General features: G+C 73.6%; 9 protein-coding genes and 1 pseudogene. 3 read left to right on the forward strand and 7 right to left on the reverse strand.

The genetic code is table 11. The features are described 5' to 3' along the window. Positions 1 to 268 precede the first annotated feature (268 nt). Complete coding sequence (locus tag AC6EXY_RS25235) at positions 269 to 1,744, forward strand: HNH endonuclease (RefSeq protein ID WP_499816537.1); 1,476 nt, start codon at positions 269 to 271, stop codon at positions 1,742 to 1,744. Positions 1,745 to 1,764: 20 nt separating this feature from the next. Here AC6EXY_RS25235 and AC6EXY_RS25240 read toward each other — a convergent pair whose 3' ends face one another. After that, positions 1,765 to 3,417 carry a glycosyltransferase family protein gene (locus AC6EXY_RS25240; protein ID WP_499816536.1) on the reverse strand — a complete coding sequence of 551 codons (1,653 nt, stop codon included), beginning with the start codon at positions 3,415 to 3,417 and terminating at the stop codon, positions 1,765 to 1,767. A 94-nt stretch (positions 3,418 to 3,511) separates the two neighbouring features. On the opposite strand from AC6EXY_RS25240, the pseudogene AC6EXY_RS25245 reads away from it, so the two are divergent. Further along, positions 3,512 to 4,580, forward strand: a pseudogene (locus AC6EXY_RS25245) (RNA-guided endonuclease InsQ/TnpB family protein). Positions 4,581 to 4,616: 36 nt separating this feature from the next. Here AC6EXY_RS25245 and AC6EXY_RS25250 read toward each other — a convergent pair. The 6 genes from AC6EXY_RS25250 to AC6EXY_RS25275 all read right to left on the reverse strand — a co-directional run bounded on the left by AC6EXY_RS25250 (position 4,617) and on the right by AC6EXY_RS25275 (position 15,153). Continuing rightward, positions 4,617 to 6,500, reverse strand: coding sequence for a glycosyltransferase family 2 protein (locus tag AC6EXY_RS25250; protein WP_101832069.1), 1,884 nt, complete (start codon positions 6,498 to 6,500; stop codon positions 4,617 to 4,619). Positions 6,501 to 6,542: 42 nt separating this feature from the next. Further along, positions 6,543 to 7,316 (reverse strand): SCO family protein, encoded by a 774-nt coding sequence (locus AC6EXY_RS25255; RefSeq protein ID WP_499816535.1) that lies wholly within the window; start codon positions 7,314 to 7,316, stop codon positions 6,543 to 6,545. Further along, positions 7,306 to 7,713, reverse strand: coding sequence for a hypothetical protein (locus tag AC6EXY_RS25260; protein WP_499816534.1), 408 nt, complete (start codon positions 7,711 to 7,713; stop codon positions 7,306 to 7,308). The genes AC6EXY_RS25255 and AC6EXY_RS25260 overlap by 11 nt, the downstream gene beginning before the upstream one ends. Next, a complete protein-coding gene (locus AC6EXY_RS25265; protein ID WP_499816533.1) occupies positions 7,710 to 10,484 on the reverse strand; it encodes a PA14 domain-containing protein in 2,775 nt (924 codons plus the stop codon). Before AC6EXY_RS25265 ends, AC6EXY_RS25260 begins: the two co-directional genes overlap by 4 nt. Next, positions 10,471 to 11,757 (reverse strand): glycosyltransferase, encoded by a 1,287-nt coding sequence (locus AC6EXY_RS25270; RefSeq protein ID WP_101832066.1) that lies wholly within the window; start codon positions 11,755 to 11,757, stop codon positions 10,471 to 10,473. Before AC6EXY_RS25270 ends, AC6EXY_RS25265 begins: the two co-directional genes overlap by 14 nt. Positions 11,758 to 12,150: 393 nt before the next feature. Continuing rightward, entirely contained in the window at positions 12,151 to 15,153 is a 3,003-nt protein-coding gene (locus AC6EXY_RS25275; RefSeq protein ID WP_499816532.1) for an FAD-binding and (Fe-S)-binding domain-containing protein, read from the reverse strand. A gap of 44 nt (positions 15,154 to 15,197) precedes the next feature. Here AC6EXY_RS25275 and AC6EXY_RS25280 point away from each other — a divergent pair, with 44 nt between their 5' ends. Further along, a complete protein-coding gene (locus tag AC6EXY_RS25280; RefSeq protein WP_499816531.1) occupies positions 15,198 to 15,665 on the forward strand; it encodes a VOC family protein in 468 nt (155 codons plus the stop codon). The last annotated feature ends 6 nt before the right edge of the window (positions 15,666 to 15,671 follow it).

The raw sequence follows: 15,671 nt of genomic DNA on the forward strand, positions 1-15,671 counted from the left end.
TGCCCACAGTCGGCGACACGCTCGAATTTCGCGGAATGCGAATTTCAGTCGTCCCCGGCCGCTCTTTTCCGGATCATATGGCTCCGGCAGCCGACTGGTTGCCGCCACAAGCCATAAGAAATGCGGTTACCACTTAGTCGGCAGCGTCCGATACGCGAGGCACGGCAAACAACGTGACGCAGGCCGGCAAGCGATGGGTAAGAATTGTCGGTGGCGGGCGCGAACATCGTCCCGTCCAGTCATCAACCCCTGCCCCCTGGTGATGCCGATGCCCCCCTACATCGCGGTCCCGTCCGCCAGCCCCAGTCTGGCGGACAGCCCCCGCCCGTTCGACCCCCGGGACGCCGAGCTGGTGATCGACCCGGACACCGCGCCGATCGCCGAGGTCGAGGCGGAGCTGTGCCGCTGGGCCGGACGGATCTCGGCGGCCACCTGCCACTGGCTGCGCCTCGTCGCCGCCTTCGACCGGCGCAAGGCCTGGTTCGGCATCGGCATCAAGACCTGCGCCCACTGGTTGTCGCTGCGCTGTGGCCTCGGTCTGCGCACCGCCCAAGAGCATCTGCGCACCGCGCACGCCCTGGAGCGGCTGCCCGAAATCCACCGCGCCTTCGCCGCCGGGCAGCTCTCCTACAGCAAGGTCCGTGCCGTCGCCCGCGTCGCCACCCCGGAGACGGACGACCTGTGGCTGCGCCGCGCCCGCGCCTGCACCGGCAGCGAGCTCGAGCGCCTGACCGCCGCCTACCGCCAGCACAGCGCCGACCCCGCCCCGCGCGGCGAAGGCCGCCGGCTCACGGTTCGGACCGACGACGACGGCATGACCCACATCACCGTGGTGCTCCCCGCCGAGGACGCCGCTGTGGTTCTCACCGCGCTGGACACCACCCGCACCCACCTCGACAGCTCTGCCCGCGGGACGGGCGACCAGGCCGCCGAGACGGACCGCGGCCCCAAGCCAACGGTCGACGACGTATCCCGTGACGACGTATCCCGCGACGACGTGCACCGCGCGGGCGGCACCATCGCCGTCCCGCGGCATCGGGAGCGCGACGCTGACGCCCTCGTCGCCCTTGCCGAGGCCGCCCTCCACCACGACCCACCCCGGCTCCTCAACCCCGCCCACACCATCACCGTCCACGTCAGGCCCTCCGCGACCATCCCGATCACTATGAGCAGCCCGCTCGGCGCTGGCGTCGGCCTGCCTCCCGCCGTCCTCGAGCGGCTCGCCTGCGACGGGCATCTTCGAGCCCTGCACACCGACGACCATGGCGACCCTCTCCACCTCGGACGCCGCCGCCGCTTCCCCACCCAGCACCTGCGCGCCGCCGTCCACCTCCGCGACGACGGCCGCTGTCAGTTCCCCGGCTGCACCCACAGTCGGTGGCTCCACATCCACCACTGCCGCCCGTGGCGGGAGGGCGGCGCGACGGACATCGAGGCGCTCACCCTCCTCTGCGGGCGGCACCATCGCGCCGTCCACGACCACGCCATCACCGTGCACCGCGGCCGGGACGGCACCCTGCGCCTCGATCTCCCCGACGGACGCACCCTCACCGGCGCGCAGTCCACCCATCCCGGCGCCGATCCCCTTCCCGCTCTCGCCCACACGACCAGGCATGTCACCGATCGCAGCGTCCTTCCCACCGACACCGGGCCGCTCAGCCTCGACGACTCCCTCTACGTGCTCCTCAACACCCCGCCGCGCCAGGCCCCGGCCACCGCCGGCGCCGGCGCCGCGGGGTGGTGACCGTGGGATCGCGGGTGGCGTCACCGGGGCGGCAGGACGCGTCGGATCTCGATCTCGCCGTTGCCGAACGACTTCAGCACCACGGAGTGGCGCAGCGCCTCGGCGACGAGCGGGACCTCGGTGAGCACCGAGTCGGGCGGCTTGCCCATCATCAGGTAGTTGATGTCGCGCCAGCCGCGGGGGAACTGGGCGCGCACCGCCGGGTCGAGATCGACCTTGTAGAACCACACCGGCAGGGGGCGTCGTCCGGCGATCACCAGGTCGGTCCAGGCGATGTCGTCGGTGACGACGATGCCGTGGTCATGGATGTGGGCGAGGAACCAGCGCGTCGCGTCGCGGCTCGGGGCGCTGGCGTCGGAGGTCAGCGCGGTGTGGATCGTCGGCGTCCACTCCCAGGCCAGGGCCGTCACGGCGGCGGACAGCGCGAGTGCGACGACCGCGCGGCGAGTCCACGTCCACACCGCCAGTGGCCAGTTGGACACGGTGTGGGCGCCAGCGCGGGGCAGAGCGACGTCGAGCAGGCCGGCCGCGCAGAGCGCCGCGAACGGCAGCATCGCCGTCACGTACGGGTTGGGCAGGTAGCCGTTGCGGAAGATGAACGCGAACTGGACCAGCAGCAGCGCCGCGACGACGCGCAGCCGGCGCAGCGCCAGCAGCGGCACCGCCGCGGCGATACCCGCCAGCGCCACGTACGGATCGAGATCCAGCCAGGAGCGCACCACGTGGTAGGTGTCGCTGTTCGTGTCCAGCACGCTGCCGCTGGGCGCGCGGTCGAACAGCTGCCATCGGACCGCCCACTCCAGGGACACGTGGCCGGGGCCCTCGAACAACTCGTTCTTCGCCGCCGCGTACAGAATGTAGATACCGCAGATGCCGATCAGGCAGCCAAGAAAATTCCGCCGGACGAACCGCCAGTTGCGCCCGTCGCGGTGCTGGCGCAGCAGAACGTACAGGCCGGGCAGGAACAGCAGGGTCGTTTCCTTCGACCAGAACGAGAACGCCATGAACGTGCCGGCGAGCGCGGCCGCGGCGACGCTGCGCCGCGGCGAGGCCGCGGCGACGAACGCGGCGAGCAGCCACATCACCGCGATGTTGTCGAGGAACGCCATCCGCTGATACCACAATCCCAGTGGGCTGAGCGAGAAGGCGAGCAGCGCGACGCCGGCGAAGAACCGGCGCAGGCCCAGCAGGCGGCCCAGCCGGTACAGCAGCACGCAGCTGACCAGATGCAGCAGGAACATCAGCTCACGGGCGGCGGTGACGGCCGTCGCCGCCCGGTGGAAGCCGTCGGTCAGCTTCGTGTAGATGGCGATGAGCAGCCAGCCGCCGAACGGGTGGTCGTACCAGTAGGTGTAATGAGCGATGCGGTTCCAGTACTGCATCGAATAGGCCTGGGCAGCGTAGGTGCCCTCGTCGTCGGTCACCCGGCCCGGCCAGCCGTCGAAGTTCACCCCGTGGATCACCGCCACGGCGGGCAGCAGCACGGCGAGCAGCACCAGGCTGTGCCGGCGCGCGTGGGCTGCGGCCGCCGCCCGCCCGCCCAGCGACCGCAGCCGCCCGGCGAGCGCCGCGGGCGGGCCGCTGGGCGCGGCAGGAGCGCCGGGGGCGGGGGGCGCGGTGCCTGCGGGGCGGGCGACCCCCAGGGGGACGGTGTCGATGTCGGAGAAGGTCATCGGGATCTCGCCGTGGATACCCTGGTCTTCAGGGCAGGGAGGAAACGGCGTCCCACGCGGGCACGCATTGCGGTCCTTTCGGTAGAATGATGGTGTGTCCCGTTACCGGCTCTATCCGGTGCCCGAACAGGTCGCCGGACTCGAAGAAAACTGCGGGCATGCGCGTTTTGTGTGGAATCTTGCGGTCGAGCAGCAGTCGTGGTGGACGCCGTATCGGGGTAAAGCTCCGAATCATCTGGAGCGTTGCCGGCAGTTGACCGAAGCGCGGGCGACGTTCGACTGGCTGCGGGCCGGGTCGCAGACGGTTCAGCAGCAGGCCCTGCGGGATTTCGACCAGGCGTTGCGAAACTTCTTCGGTGGTCGGATGGGTGAGGTTCCGGGTATCGCGGCCCGTGCCCGGTTTCAGGTCCTACCGGGTGGCTCGGGATCGTGCGGGCCGCTGGCATGTGGCGTTCGCGGTCGCCCCCGAGCCGATCGAGGCAGCCGGGACCGGTGAGGTCGTCGGGGTGGACCGGGGTGTTGCCGTGTCGGCGGCGCTGTCGACCGGGGAGCTGCTGTCCTGCCCCGGGCTGCGGGCCTCCGAGGCCGCCCGGCTGGTCCGGCTGCAACGCCGCCTCGCTCGCGCCAGGCGCGGATCGAACCGGCGCGCCCGGCTGCGAAGTCAGATCGCGCGGGTGAAGGCCCGGGAGGCTGACCGGCGAAAGGACTGGGCGGAGAAAACCTCCACCGATCTCGCTCGACGGTTCGACCTGATCCGCGTCGAAGACCTGAACATCCGGGGCATGACCCGGTCGGCACGGGGCACGATCATCGAGCCCGGTCGGAAGGTGCGGCAGAAATCCGGGTTGAACCGGGCGATCCTCGCGGGCGGCTGGGGACTGCTCGTCCAGCGCCTCGCACAGAAAGCTCCCGGTCGGGTGGAGAAGGTTCGGGCCGCCTACACGAGTCAGCGTTGCTCGGTCCGCGGACATGCGGCCGCCGAATCCCGCGAGAGCCAAGCGCGGTTCCGGTGCGTCGCCTGCGCGTCCCAGGGCAACGCCGACGTCAACGCAGCACGCAACATCGCGGCCGGACGGGCCGTGACCGCGCGGGGAGGCACGGCGCTGGCCGTGCCCGTGAACCGCGAACCTCAACACCGCGCACCTCCCCTGGTGGATGTGTAGGAGTTGGAATCCCCCGCGCTCACGCGGGGGAGGACGTCAAGAGGCCGCTTCCAGGCCGAACCGTCCGGAGCCGGTGGTGGTGCCGTGATGGGTGCCGGAGTGCGATGTCTTCTCCCATTCCAGCCGGCCGCGGAGCAGCCGTGCCGTGGCCCGCACCGCCGCGATCGACAGCATCAGCTGGTAGAAGGGCGCGCTGAGTACCAGCCGGACACTGTCCCAGCGGCCGACGTTCAGGTCATAGGCGTCGGCGAACTCCCGGAAGGCGGCCTGCTCGGACCAGACCGACATGACGGTGGCGGCCATCGGCAGGCAGAAGACGATGACCAGGCCGGTCGGCGCGGCGAGAAACCAGGTCAGCAGGAGCGACACCGGCAGCAGCACACCGGCCATCGCCTGGAAGAACGGCATCGTCAGCATCTCGGCCGCCATCAGCCGCTGGCGGGCGCCAGGCAGCAGGCGCCAGTCCCCCTTGAACAGGACCTGCATGAAGCCCATCATCCAGCGGGTGCGCTGGACGACCAGCTTGGTCAGGCTCTCCGGCGTCTCCTCCTGGGTGGTCAGGTCGGGGTGGTAGAAGACCGTCGTGCGCACGCCGGCGACGGAGGCGCGTACCCCCAGGTCGCAGTCCTCGGTGAGGCAGCTGACGTCCCAGCCGTCGAGCTGGTCGAGCACCTCGCGACGGATGAACACCGTGTTCCCGCCCAGCGGGATGAACCGGGCCCGCGCCTGAAAGCGCAACCGGGACATGAACCAGATGTAGTACTCCAGGCAGTTGCGGGCCCGCCACCAGGACGTCTCGGTGCCCAGCCGGCGCAGGATGGCGCGGGGGCCGGCACCGGCGGTGTCCCCTGGTCTCCGCGCGGGGGCGCGCACGTTCATCAGCTGGACCCCGCCCTGGAAGATGCCGACGTCGGCCTGGCGCAACGCCAGGGTGTTCACGTACGACAGCAGGCCCGTGGCGATCAGCGACTCGGCGTCGACCACGCCGATCAGGTCGCCGGTGCAGTGCCGGCGCGCGTCCTCCAGGGACAGCGGCTTGCTGCGCAGGCTGCCCTCCGGGGCGAGGACCCGGACGTTGGGATGGCGGGCGGCGACCTGCTCCGCGATGCGCCGGGTCAGTTCGTCGACCTCGTCGTGGGAGACCATCACGACCACGTCGACGAGCTCCTGCGGGTAGTCCCCGGCGAGGATCTGGGCCAGGGTCCGGCCCAGGACCGGCTCGTCGCGGGCGGGCACGATCAGCGAGAAGCGGTGCCGCGGCGGCGCGGAGTCGGCCAGGTCGACGTGGTGGACGCGCTCGGGCAGCTGCCAGCTGTACTGGCCGCGCACCAGGGTGAGCACGGCGACGAGCAGCATGAGCAGCGACACCGCCGTCCACGCCGCGAGCAGCACGGCGTGATGATGCTGTGCCGCCCGCACGGCGAGCAGAACACCGAGCGGCACCGTCACCGCGACCGACAACCCGCGCCACCACCGCGGCGCCGCGCCAGCCCCCGGCGTCCAGCACAGCAGGACCGCGGTGGCGGCGGTCGCCGCGGTCGCGGCGAGTGCCGCGGCGAGCCAGATGGGCAGACCCCGGCCAGCGTCGGCGAGCACGAACAGGTACCAACCGGCCGTCTCGCAGCCGAGCTGAACGGCCCGGGGAAGCCGGCTGCCGCGATGGTCGCGCCGATCCGTGGCCGTGCGGGGACCGGCGCGACCGAGGGTGCGCGGGGCGAGCACGGCCAGCGCGAGTGGCACCAGGTAGGCCAGCGGGGGGTCGATGCCGAGCGGGCCGGCGCCGAGCGTGGTGAGCGCGGCGTGCAGGGCGATGCCCAGGCCGGCGGTGGCGAGCCGGGCCGGTGCCGGGGGCCCGGCTACGCCGCGGCGGCCAGGGGGAAGCTCGCGGGTGCGCGGATGGTCGGACGCTGAATGCACCATGTCACCTGCCTTCAGGCGGAGAAGCGGGCGGTGGCCGCGCGGTCAGAGGGCGGCGGCCAGGCGGGGGAGGTCCGCGACGTACTCGGCCACGGTCGTGTCGGCGAAGTAGCGCACGTGGACGCGGTCGTCGGAGCCGACGCCCAGGACCTGCGACGCGTGGCTGACCAGGTAGTCGCCGGGTGTCGCGTCCGGCGAGGCGGCCTGGTCGGTGAGGGCCACCGGCACGCCGACCGCCTGCTGGGCGGCGGCGAGCTGCGCCGGGGTGCCCGTCAGCCCCACGAAGGAGGCGTCGAACTGGTCGAGCCAGTGGCGCAGCACCGCCGGGGTGTCGCGCGCCGGGTCGGTCGTGACGAACACGACCGTCACCCGGTCGGCGATCCGGCGGCCGACGACCCGCCGGGCGGCGGCGAGATCCGCCATCGTCGTCGGGCAGACATCAGGGCAGTGCGTGTAGCCGAAGAACAGCAGCGTGGCCCGCCGAGCCGTGTCACGGGCGAAGTCGAACCGGCGCCCGGCGGTGTCGGTCAGCTCGAACGACGGCCGGGGCACCTCGATCCGAGGGACGCTGCCGTGCCAGTCGCCGGCGGCGGTCGCCGTCGCGGACGGACCGCGGGGTGCGTCCCGGACGACGGCCGCGGTGGCATCGCCGCCGGCGCCGGGGCCGGCGCAGCCCGCGAGGGCGGTGATGGCCGCGAGGGCGGTGATGGCCGCGAGGGCGGTGATGGCCGCGACGACTGCCGCGAACGTCGCCGCGGCGGTCCGCGTCGTCGACGGCCCTCGGCAGAGCGGGTCGCCACCGCCCGGGTCACAGCGCACAGAGCACCGTGCCACGAGGGGCTCCGGCCGGGCCGCCGGCGAGCCGGCGGGAGTCGTCGCCGATCACGCGGACCGAGCGGATGCCGTGGGCCCGCAGGTAGGCGCAGTCGATCCGCTGGCCGGGGGGAGCGGTGCGAGGGACGCAGATCCGCCGTCCGGTGTCGCCGTCGGCGTAGTTGTAGTCGCAGCCGTCGAGGCCGACGGGGACCGGCGACGGCCTCCCGTCGCCCCGGGGCACCAGCCGGCCGGCCAGCAGACCGGGCGGAGCCACGGCGGCGGCCACCGGTCGGCCGGTGGCGGGCGGGGATCCGCCGCCGCGGACGAGGACCGCGGCAGCGACATTGACGAGGGCCACGGTGAGTGCGATCGCCGCGAGCCGACCCCGGCGGGCGGTCACTGGACGCGGACCCAACGGGCGACCGAGGGAACCCCGGCGGTGTTCTGGGCGAACATCATGTAGTACCCGGGCGGGAGCAGGTTCGGGTTCGAGGGAACGTCGACGGTGAGGTGGCCGGCCTGGCCGCCGGCCGAGATCGGCAGGTCGACGCTGCGCTGGTTCGGGTCGGCCTGGTGGGTCACGGAAGCGGGGCGCAGCAGGGTGACCCGGCCGATGTCGCCGTCGACCGTCAGCGCCTGGTGCGAGCCATAGCCGAAGGTTTCGGCGGCGGCGGTGATCGAGGGGCGGGCCCGGGACATGTACCACGGCCGGTAGACGGAGATCGTCGTGCTGAACGAGCCGTCCACCGGGTTGTTGCCGAGCGCTGCGACGCTGCCGTCCGGAAGCAGGAACGCCTGGGAATGGTAGGTGCGGTCCTGCGGGTCGGGCGGGACGGACGTGAACCGGTTCGTCGCCGGGTTGAGGATCGACGCCTCGTGGACCGGGTCGGAGCGCAGGTGGCGGCCGCCGCCGGTCTCCAGGACCGTGCCGTCGGGCAGGATCACCGCGGAGACGTACATCTTCGCCGCCGGCAGGTCGGGACCGGGCTGCCAGTGCGGGTCGGCCTGGCGCAGGTCGATGAGATCGGTGCTGGCGACGGCGTCCGCGCCGGCGTCGCCGTTGCCGCCGCCGAGGGTGAGCACCCGCTGGGCCTGCGCCGGTGGCAGCAGCACCGAGGCGCCCTGGTCGCGCAGGTTGACGTCGCGCAGGCCAGCCACGTCGTTGACGGTGGCGGTCGCCGGATCGTAGATGTTCGAACCGGCGGCGGTGGGGGCGTTGCCGAAGGTGTGGACGCCGCCGTAGAACAGCCGGCCGTCGGTCATGAGCTTGAGCTCCGGGTACAGGCCCCAGAAGAAGTAGCTCTGCGCGACGTCGGCGGTCGGCAGCCAGCGCCCCCGGTTGCTGTCGAACAGCTCGGTGGCGACGTTGCCCGCCGCGTTCTCGTCGAGGCCGCCGACGGCGACGACGTCGCCGGTGCCGAGCTCGGTCAGGCTGGGGTACCAGTGGCCGCCGCCCGGCAGGTCGTTCGTCGCCGTGTACGTGCCGGCCACGGGATCGAAGACGAAGCTTTTCGCGAGGCCTTTGTAGTTGGACGTCGCGGTGGAGTAGGCGGCTGTTCCACCGGCGAGCAGGATACGGCCGTCCGGCAGCTGAACATGTCCCGAGCAGAACAGATCCTCCGCCATCGGAGTTTCCTGAAATTCCCCCGTTCCCGGATTCCAGACGGCGGATCTGAAGGCATGCGTGTCGAAGGCGACCTGGTCGTTTCCGGAACCGGCGACGAGCAGCACGTTGCCGGTGCGCAGAACGCTGGCGTGCACGGATCGCACGGGCATCGGGCTGTCCAGCGTCCGCCAGGAGCCGTCGCAGTCGGACGTGCATCCCCCGGGTGGCGCCGGTGGGACCGGCCCGGGATCGCCGCCGCCGGTGTAGGACACCCGGATCTGCGCCCCGCCGGCCCGTTCGTAGTACTCGGTGACGATCGTGTGCGGGCCGGCGGTGAGCGTCGGCGTCGCGGTGAGGGTGGTCGGGCCCTGGTCGTTCCAGCCATCGATCACGCGGGTGCCGTCGACGTAGACGCGCGCCCCGTCGTCGGCGGTCGCGGTGATGCGGATCGGGCCGGCGGCGAAGCTGTCGACCCGCGTCCAGCGGGCGGAGAAGCCGTCCGTGCCGATACCGGTCACGTCCGGGCCGCCGGTGCCGTAGTCGTGGCGCAGGTCGGTCTCGCAGCGGGCCGGCGACGGGGTGCCGGACAGCGTCGGGTTGGGGAAGTACTGCGCCGACCACTGGAGGGTGTTGCAGGTGGGCGCGGCGGTCGTGGTGACGGTGACCCGGGCGGTGGCGCCGCCGGAGTGCTCGTAGTACTCGACCGTGAGGTCGTGGCTGCCGGCGGCGACGGCGACGGTCGCCGTGTACGTCGTGGGCCCCTGGTCGTGCCACTGGTTGATGACCGGCTGGCCGTCGACCAGGACGCGGATGCCGTCGTCGGCGGTGGCGGTGAGGGTGAGGGTGCCGGCGGGCAGGGTGTCGGTGCGCGTCCAGCGGGCGGAGAAGTTGTCGGCGCCGATGCCGACGAGGCCGGGATCGCCGTCGCCCCAGGCGTCGTCGAGGGCGGCCGAGCAGCGCGGCACGCCGGTGCCGGACAGGGTGCGGTTGGGGAAGTACAGGCCGGACCACTGCCCGGCGGGGCAGTCGGGACCGGGACCGCCCGCCTCGCCCGGGCCACCGGCCAGGTCGAACGTGACCATCGCGCCACCGGCGCCCTGGTAGTACTCGACGACGATGGTGTGGGCGCCCGCGGTCAGGGTGCGGGTGCCGCTGAACGTCTGGGGGCCGTGGTCGCCCCAGCCGTCGGCGACGGTCTGCCCGTCGATGAGCACCCGCACGCCGTCGTCGCCGGTGACGGTCGCGGTGTACGTCCCGGCGGCGAGGGTCGCCTGACGGGTCCAGCGCACCGAGTAGTTGGTGGTGACGATTCCGGTGACCCCAGGTCCGTTCTGCGACCAGTCGAAGTCGATCCCACTGTCGCAGCGCTGCCCGACCGGATCGCCGCCGAGGGCCGTGCCGGTGTGGAACTCGGCGCTCCACTGGCCGTCCGGGCACGTGTCCGCCCGCGCCGCGGGGGTGCCCGTGGCGACCAGGACGGCGAGTTGCCCGACCGCCGAGGCGAGCACGACGGCGACGAGCACCCGCCGCCCATGGCCGCCGCGGCGGCGGTCACCCGGCCGCATCCGGCGCCTCCAGGGCGAGCGCCGGCTCCGGGACCGTCGCGGGCGGATGGTGCCGGTAGATCAGCCGGTCGACGACCAGGTAGCGGACGAGGACGGCGACGGCGAGCGAGAGCAGCGTCGCGACCCCCACGCCCAGTCCCCACCGGCCGACGAGCAGTGCCAGCAGCGGTAGCCGGATGACGAGGTCGAGATTGTTGACCATGGCGAACGGCGGGTAGCGGCGCAGCCGCGAACCGTTCTGGCGGTCCCAGACGAGCAGCTCGCAGCCGGCGAAGTTCCAGGCGATCGCGATCTGGGTGGCGATGATCGCCGCGGCGAGGTAGTGCAGCCCGAGCCGGTGCAGGGCGGCCGTGCCCAGCAGGTTCGGCACCGTCCCGGACGCGCCGACCAGCGCGAACCGGGCGGCCCGCGGCACCCGCAGCGCGAACAGCCGCCGGGCGAACCGGACCCCCTCCCCCACCGACACGTTCGAGTCGCCGGCGTGGCGCGCGGCGAAGACGTAGCCCACCTCGCGCACGCGCAGCGGCCCGGCCGCCGTCGCCAGCAGCTCCAGCAGGATCTTGTACCCGTCGGGGCGCAGGCCGCGCCGGTCCACGGCGGCCACCCGGACGAGGAAGAAGCCGCTCATCACGTCGGAGACGCCGCGCAGCCGGCGCGGGAAGGCCAGCCGGCACAGCAGGTTCGAGCTCGACGAGACCAGCTGGCGGGTGGTGCCCGACAGGCCGGAGGCGCTGCCGCCCGTCACGTACCGACTGGCGATGACCAGGTCGGCGTCGTCGCGCACGGCCGTGGCGAGCAGGGTGGGGATCGTCTCCGGCGGATGCTGGAGGTCCCCGTCGATGACGACGGCGTAGGGGGCGGCGCACAGGGCGATGCCCTCGCTGACGGCGCCACCGAGCCCGCCGTGCCGCGCGCCCGCCGGCCGGTGGTGGACGCGCACCGGCAGGGCCAGGGCGCTCCCCGCGCGGGCGATCGCATCGGGTGTCCCGTCGTCGGAGTCGTCGACGAAGATGACCTCGCCGGTCTGGCCACGCAGCGCCCGCTCGAGCCGGCGCAGCAGTGGTTCGACGTTGTGCTGCTCGTTGCGCGTCGGCACCACCACGGACACCTCAGGCGCGAGGTGACCCCGGTACTCCTCCGGCGGGGTGCGCGGGTGCGGCAGGAGCGGGAGACGCAGCAGCCCGGTCGCGTCGTCGGGCCGGGTCCGGCGCAGGTCGTCGGTCGGGGTGCCGTCCAGGTCGTCGGGCGGGTTGCCGACGGGGATCGATGTCATTGGTCCCGACCGGATTCCGGCGCGCGAGACCGGGCGGCGCGGGCTGCACAGAGCATTCTTCTGGCCATGGGCATGGCGAATTTCCCCCAGCTGGAACCTGCATAGGAAACAGCCGTCCGGGCCATTTACGGAACGCCCCCGGCCCGGACGTCGGCCTCATTTACCCCCGAGGCCGAGCGAAAAATTACCGCAGGAATCCGGCAGGCGGGCCAGAGTTCCCACCAGGCACACTCCGAGACACATTCACCGTCGCTACGGCATCCGCAACCGCCGCGACCGGCCGGGAAATCCTCGGACATTCCGCCCGGAAATCCTGCGCACATTTATTCGAATGAGACGCGCCGCACCCCGACGACCACTACCCCAGCCAACTGGCCCACTCCGGACGACTGCTCATGCGGAAGTCGGGGGCGTCGGCGGGGGCGGGGGCATCGGCGGGGGCGTCGGCGGCGCCGCCAGCAGCTCGGCGAGGTGCCGGCCCGACACGCCCACGACGTGGGCTGCCTGCGTCCGGCAGGAGAAGCCGTCCGCGAGCAGCGCCGCGCCCGCCGGAGCCGCCCGGACCGCCGCCGCGATCCCCCGCTCGGCGATCGCGACCGAGACGTCGTAGTGGCCGGCCTCCATGCCGAAGTTGCCGGCCAGGCCGCAGCAGCCGGCGAGCACTCGCACGTCGGCACCGGCGGCGGCGAGCAGGTCGCGGTCGGCGGTGAAGCCGAGCACGGCGTGCTGGTGGCAGTGCGGCTGGGCGACGATCCGGGTCCCGTCGAGTCGTGGCGGGGCCCAGCCGGGGATGGAGGTCAGCAGCTCGGCGAGGGTGCGCACCCCGGCCGCCACCGCCGCCGCGTCCGCGTCGCCGGGCAGCAGCTCGACGAGGTCACCGCGCAGCACCGCGGTACACGACGGCTCCAGTCCGACGATCGGCGTGCCCGCGCGGGCGTAGGGCGCGAGACGCCTCACCAGGGTCCGCAGCCGCCGCCTGGCCCCGTCCAGCTGGCCGGTGGTGATCCAGGTCAGCCCGCAGCACACCGGCCCCGGGCCCGCCGGGACGACGACCCGGTACCCCGCCGCCGTCAGCACCTCGACCGCCGCCCGTCCCACCCCGGGAGAGAACGCCTCGGTGAACGAGTCGACCCACAGCACCACGTCCCCCCGCGGGGGGACGCCCGACGTGCTGGGGGCCCGACGCTCGCGCCACCAGCGGCTGAACGGCCTGGCGGCGAAGGCGGGCACGTCGCGGCGGGGATCCATGCCGCCGAGGCGCAGCAGCGCCCGGCGCGCCCCGCGGCGGGCGAGCACCGCGTTGACCAGGGTGGGTGCCCGCGCGGCCAGCCGGCTCCAGCGCGGCAGCCAGCCCAGCGCGTAGTGGCTGACGGGGCGCGGGCGGCGGCGGTAGGCCCGGTGCAGCACCTCGGACTTGTAGGTCGCCATGTCCACGCCGGCGGCGCAGTCCCGGGCGCACGCCTTGCACGACAGGCACAGGTCCAGCGCCTCGCCGACCTCCGCCGCGCCGGCGCCGCCGCGCACCAGCGTCCCGTTCGCCAGCTCCTGCAGCACCCGGGCCCGGCCCCGGGTGCTGTCCTTCTCGTCCCGGGTGACCTGGAACGACGGACACATGAACCCGCCGGTCACCGACGTGTCGGCGCGGCAGGTGCCGAGCCCGACGCAGCGGTGCGCGGCCCGGGCGAGATCGCCGCCGTCGTGGGCCAGGGCGAAGCCGGTACCCGGCGCGGGGGCGGGCAGCGCGTGGGCGGCGGGCAGGCGCAGGTCGGCGTCGACCGGCCGCGGCCGCACCAGCACACCCGGGTTGAGCAGGTCATCCGGGTCGAACAGCCGCTTGAAGCCGGCGAAGGCGTCGAGCGCCGCCGGCGAGTACATCCGGTCCAGCAGCTCGCCGCGGGCCCGGCCGTCGCCGTGCTCGCCGGACAGCGACCCGCCGTGCGCCGCGACCAGGTCCGCCGCCTCCAGCAGGAACGGGCGCAGCAGCCGCGGGGCCCGCGCGAGCGGCAGATCGAGACGGATGTGCACGCAGCCGTCGCCGAAGTGCCCGTACGGCACGCCGGCCAGCCGGTGGGCGCGCAGCAGCTCCTCGAAGTCACGCAGGTAGGCGCCGAGCCGCTCGGGCGGGACGGCGGCGTCCTCCCAGCCCGGCCAGGCCGGCTCGCCGTCCGCGGTGCGCCCGGCGAGCCCGGCGCCGTCCTCGCGGATCCGCCACAGCGCCCGCGCCTCGGGACCGCTCTCGACCACCCTGGTCGCCGCCGTGCCCGCGTCGGCGGCGAGACGGCGCGCGGCGGCCAGCGCATGGGCCGGCGTGTCGCCGCCGGCCTCGACGAACAGCCAGCCCGCGCCCGCCGGCAGCGCCGGCACGGCACCCGGGCCACGATGGCGGCGCACGATGTCGACGAGCCGGGCGTCCATCCCCTCCAGGGCGAGGGGCCCGTGCGGGCGCAGCGCCGGGACCGCGTCCGCGGCGGTGGCCATGTCCGGGTAGCCGAGGACGACCATCGCCGTGGCCATGGGCGGCGCGACCAGACGCACCGTCGCGCCGAGCACGACCGCGCAGGTGCCCTCGCTGCCGACCAGGGCCTTCGCCAGGTCGCCGCCGCGCTCCGGCAGCAGGTGCTCCAGCCCGTAACCGGACACCTGGCGCGGGAAGCGGCCGAGCTCCGTGCGCAGCGTCGCGAGGTGTGCGCGGGTGAACGCGGCCAGGCCCGGTGGGGGTTCTTCGCCGGCGGCGGCCCGCAGGCGGCGGCCGGTGCCGTCGAGGACGTCGAGGGCGAGGACGTTGTCGCTGGTACGGCCGTAGGCGATCGCCCGCGTGCCGCAGGCGTTGTTGCCGATCATGCCGCCGAGGGTGCACCGGGCGTGGGTGGACGGATCGGGGCCGAAGCGCAGGCCGTGGCGGCCCGCCGCGGCCTGCAGCACGTCCAGCACGACGCCGGGCTGCACGGTGGCGGTGCGGGCGTCCGGGTCCAGCGCGACCACACGGTCGAGATGACGGCTCAGATCCATCACCACGCCGGGGCCGACCGCGTTGCCGGCGATGGACGTGCCCGCGCCACGGGTGGTCAGCGGGGTGCCGGTGGCCCGGCAGACATCGAGCACGGCCGGAATGTCGTCGACATCCCGGGGGAAGACCACCACCACGGGAGGCACACGGTAGTTGGACGCGTCCGACGCGTACTCCGCCCGGCGGCGCGGCGAGGGATCCACCAGCCCGGACGGGTCGCCGGGCGGCACGCCGAGCGCGGCCCGCAGCCGGCCGACGAGCTCGACGCGCCCGCCCGGGCGACCGTCCCGAAACTGTCGGACCCCGGCGCGACGATGTCCGCCGTCCCGCACCGGTCCCCCGTCCCGCACCGGCCGCCCGTCCCGTACTGGTCCGCCGTCCCGCTTCACCCCTCCATCCTTCACCGATGCCAGCGACTTGCCAGGAGGTCACGATGAGCGATGTCGCTCCGATCCCGTCCGACTACCCGAGGGTCTGCCCGTATCTCTGCGTGGACGCCGCCGCCGCCGCGATCGACTTCTACGTGACCGTTCTGGGTGCGACCGAGCGGATGCGGCTCGCCGGTCCCGACGGCAGGATCGGCCACGCGGAGCTGCTCTTCGGCGAGTCCGTGGTCATGATCGCCGACGAGGCGCCGCAGATCGGCGTCCTCGGCCCGGCGTCGGTGGGCGGCACCCCGGTGACGCTGTCGCTGTACGTCGAGGACGTGGACGCGACCTTCGAGCGCGCGCTGGCCGCCGGTGCCACCAGCCGCCGGCCGCCGGCCGACCAGTTCTACGGGGATCGGTCCGGTCAGCTCGTCGACCCGTTCGGCCATCGGTGGAACCTCGCGACGCGCGTCGAGAACGTGCCGCCGGAGGAGATGGCGAACAGGCTCGCGGCCATAGGCGACGGCGGCTGAGACAGG

Source organism: Frankia sp. RB5 (genome assembly GCF_059816245.1).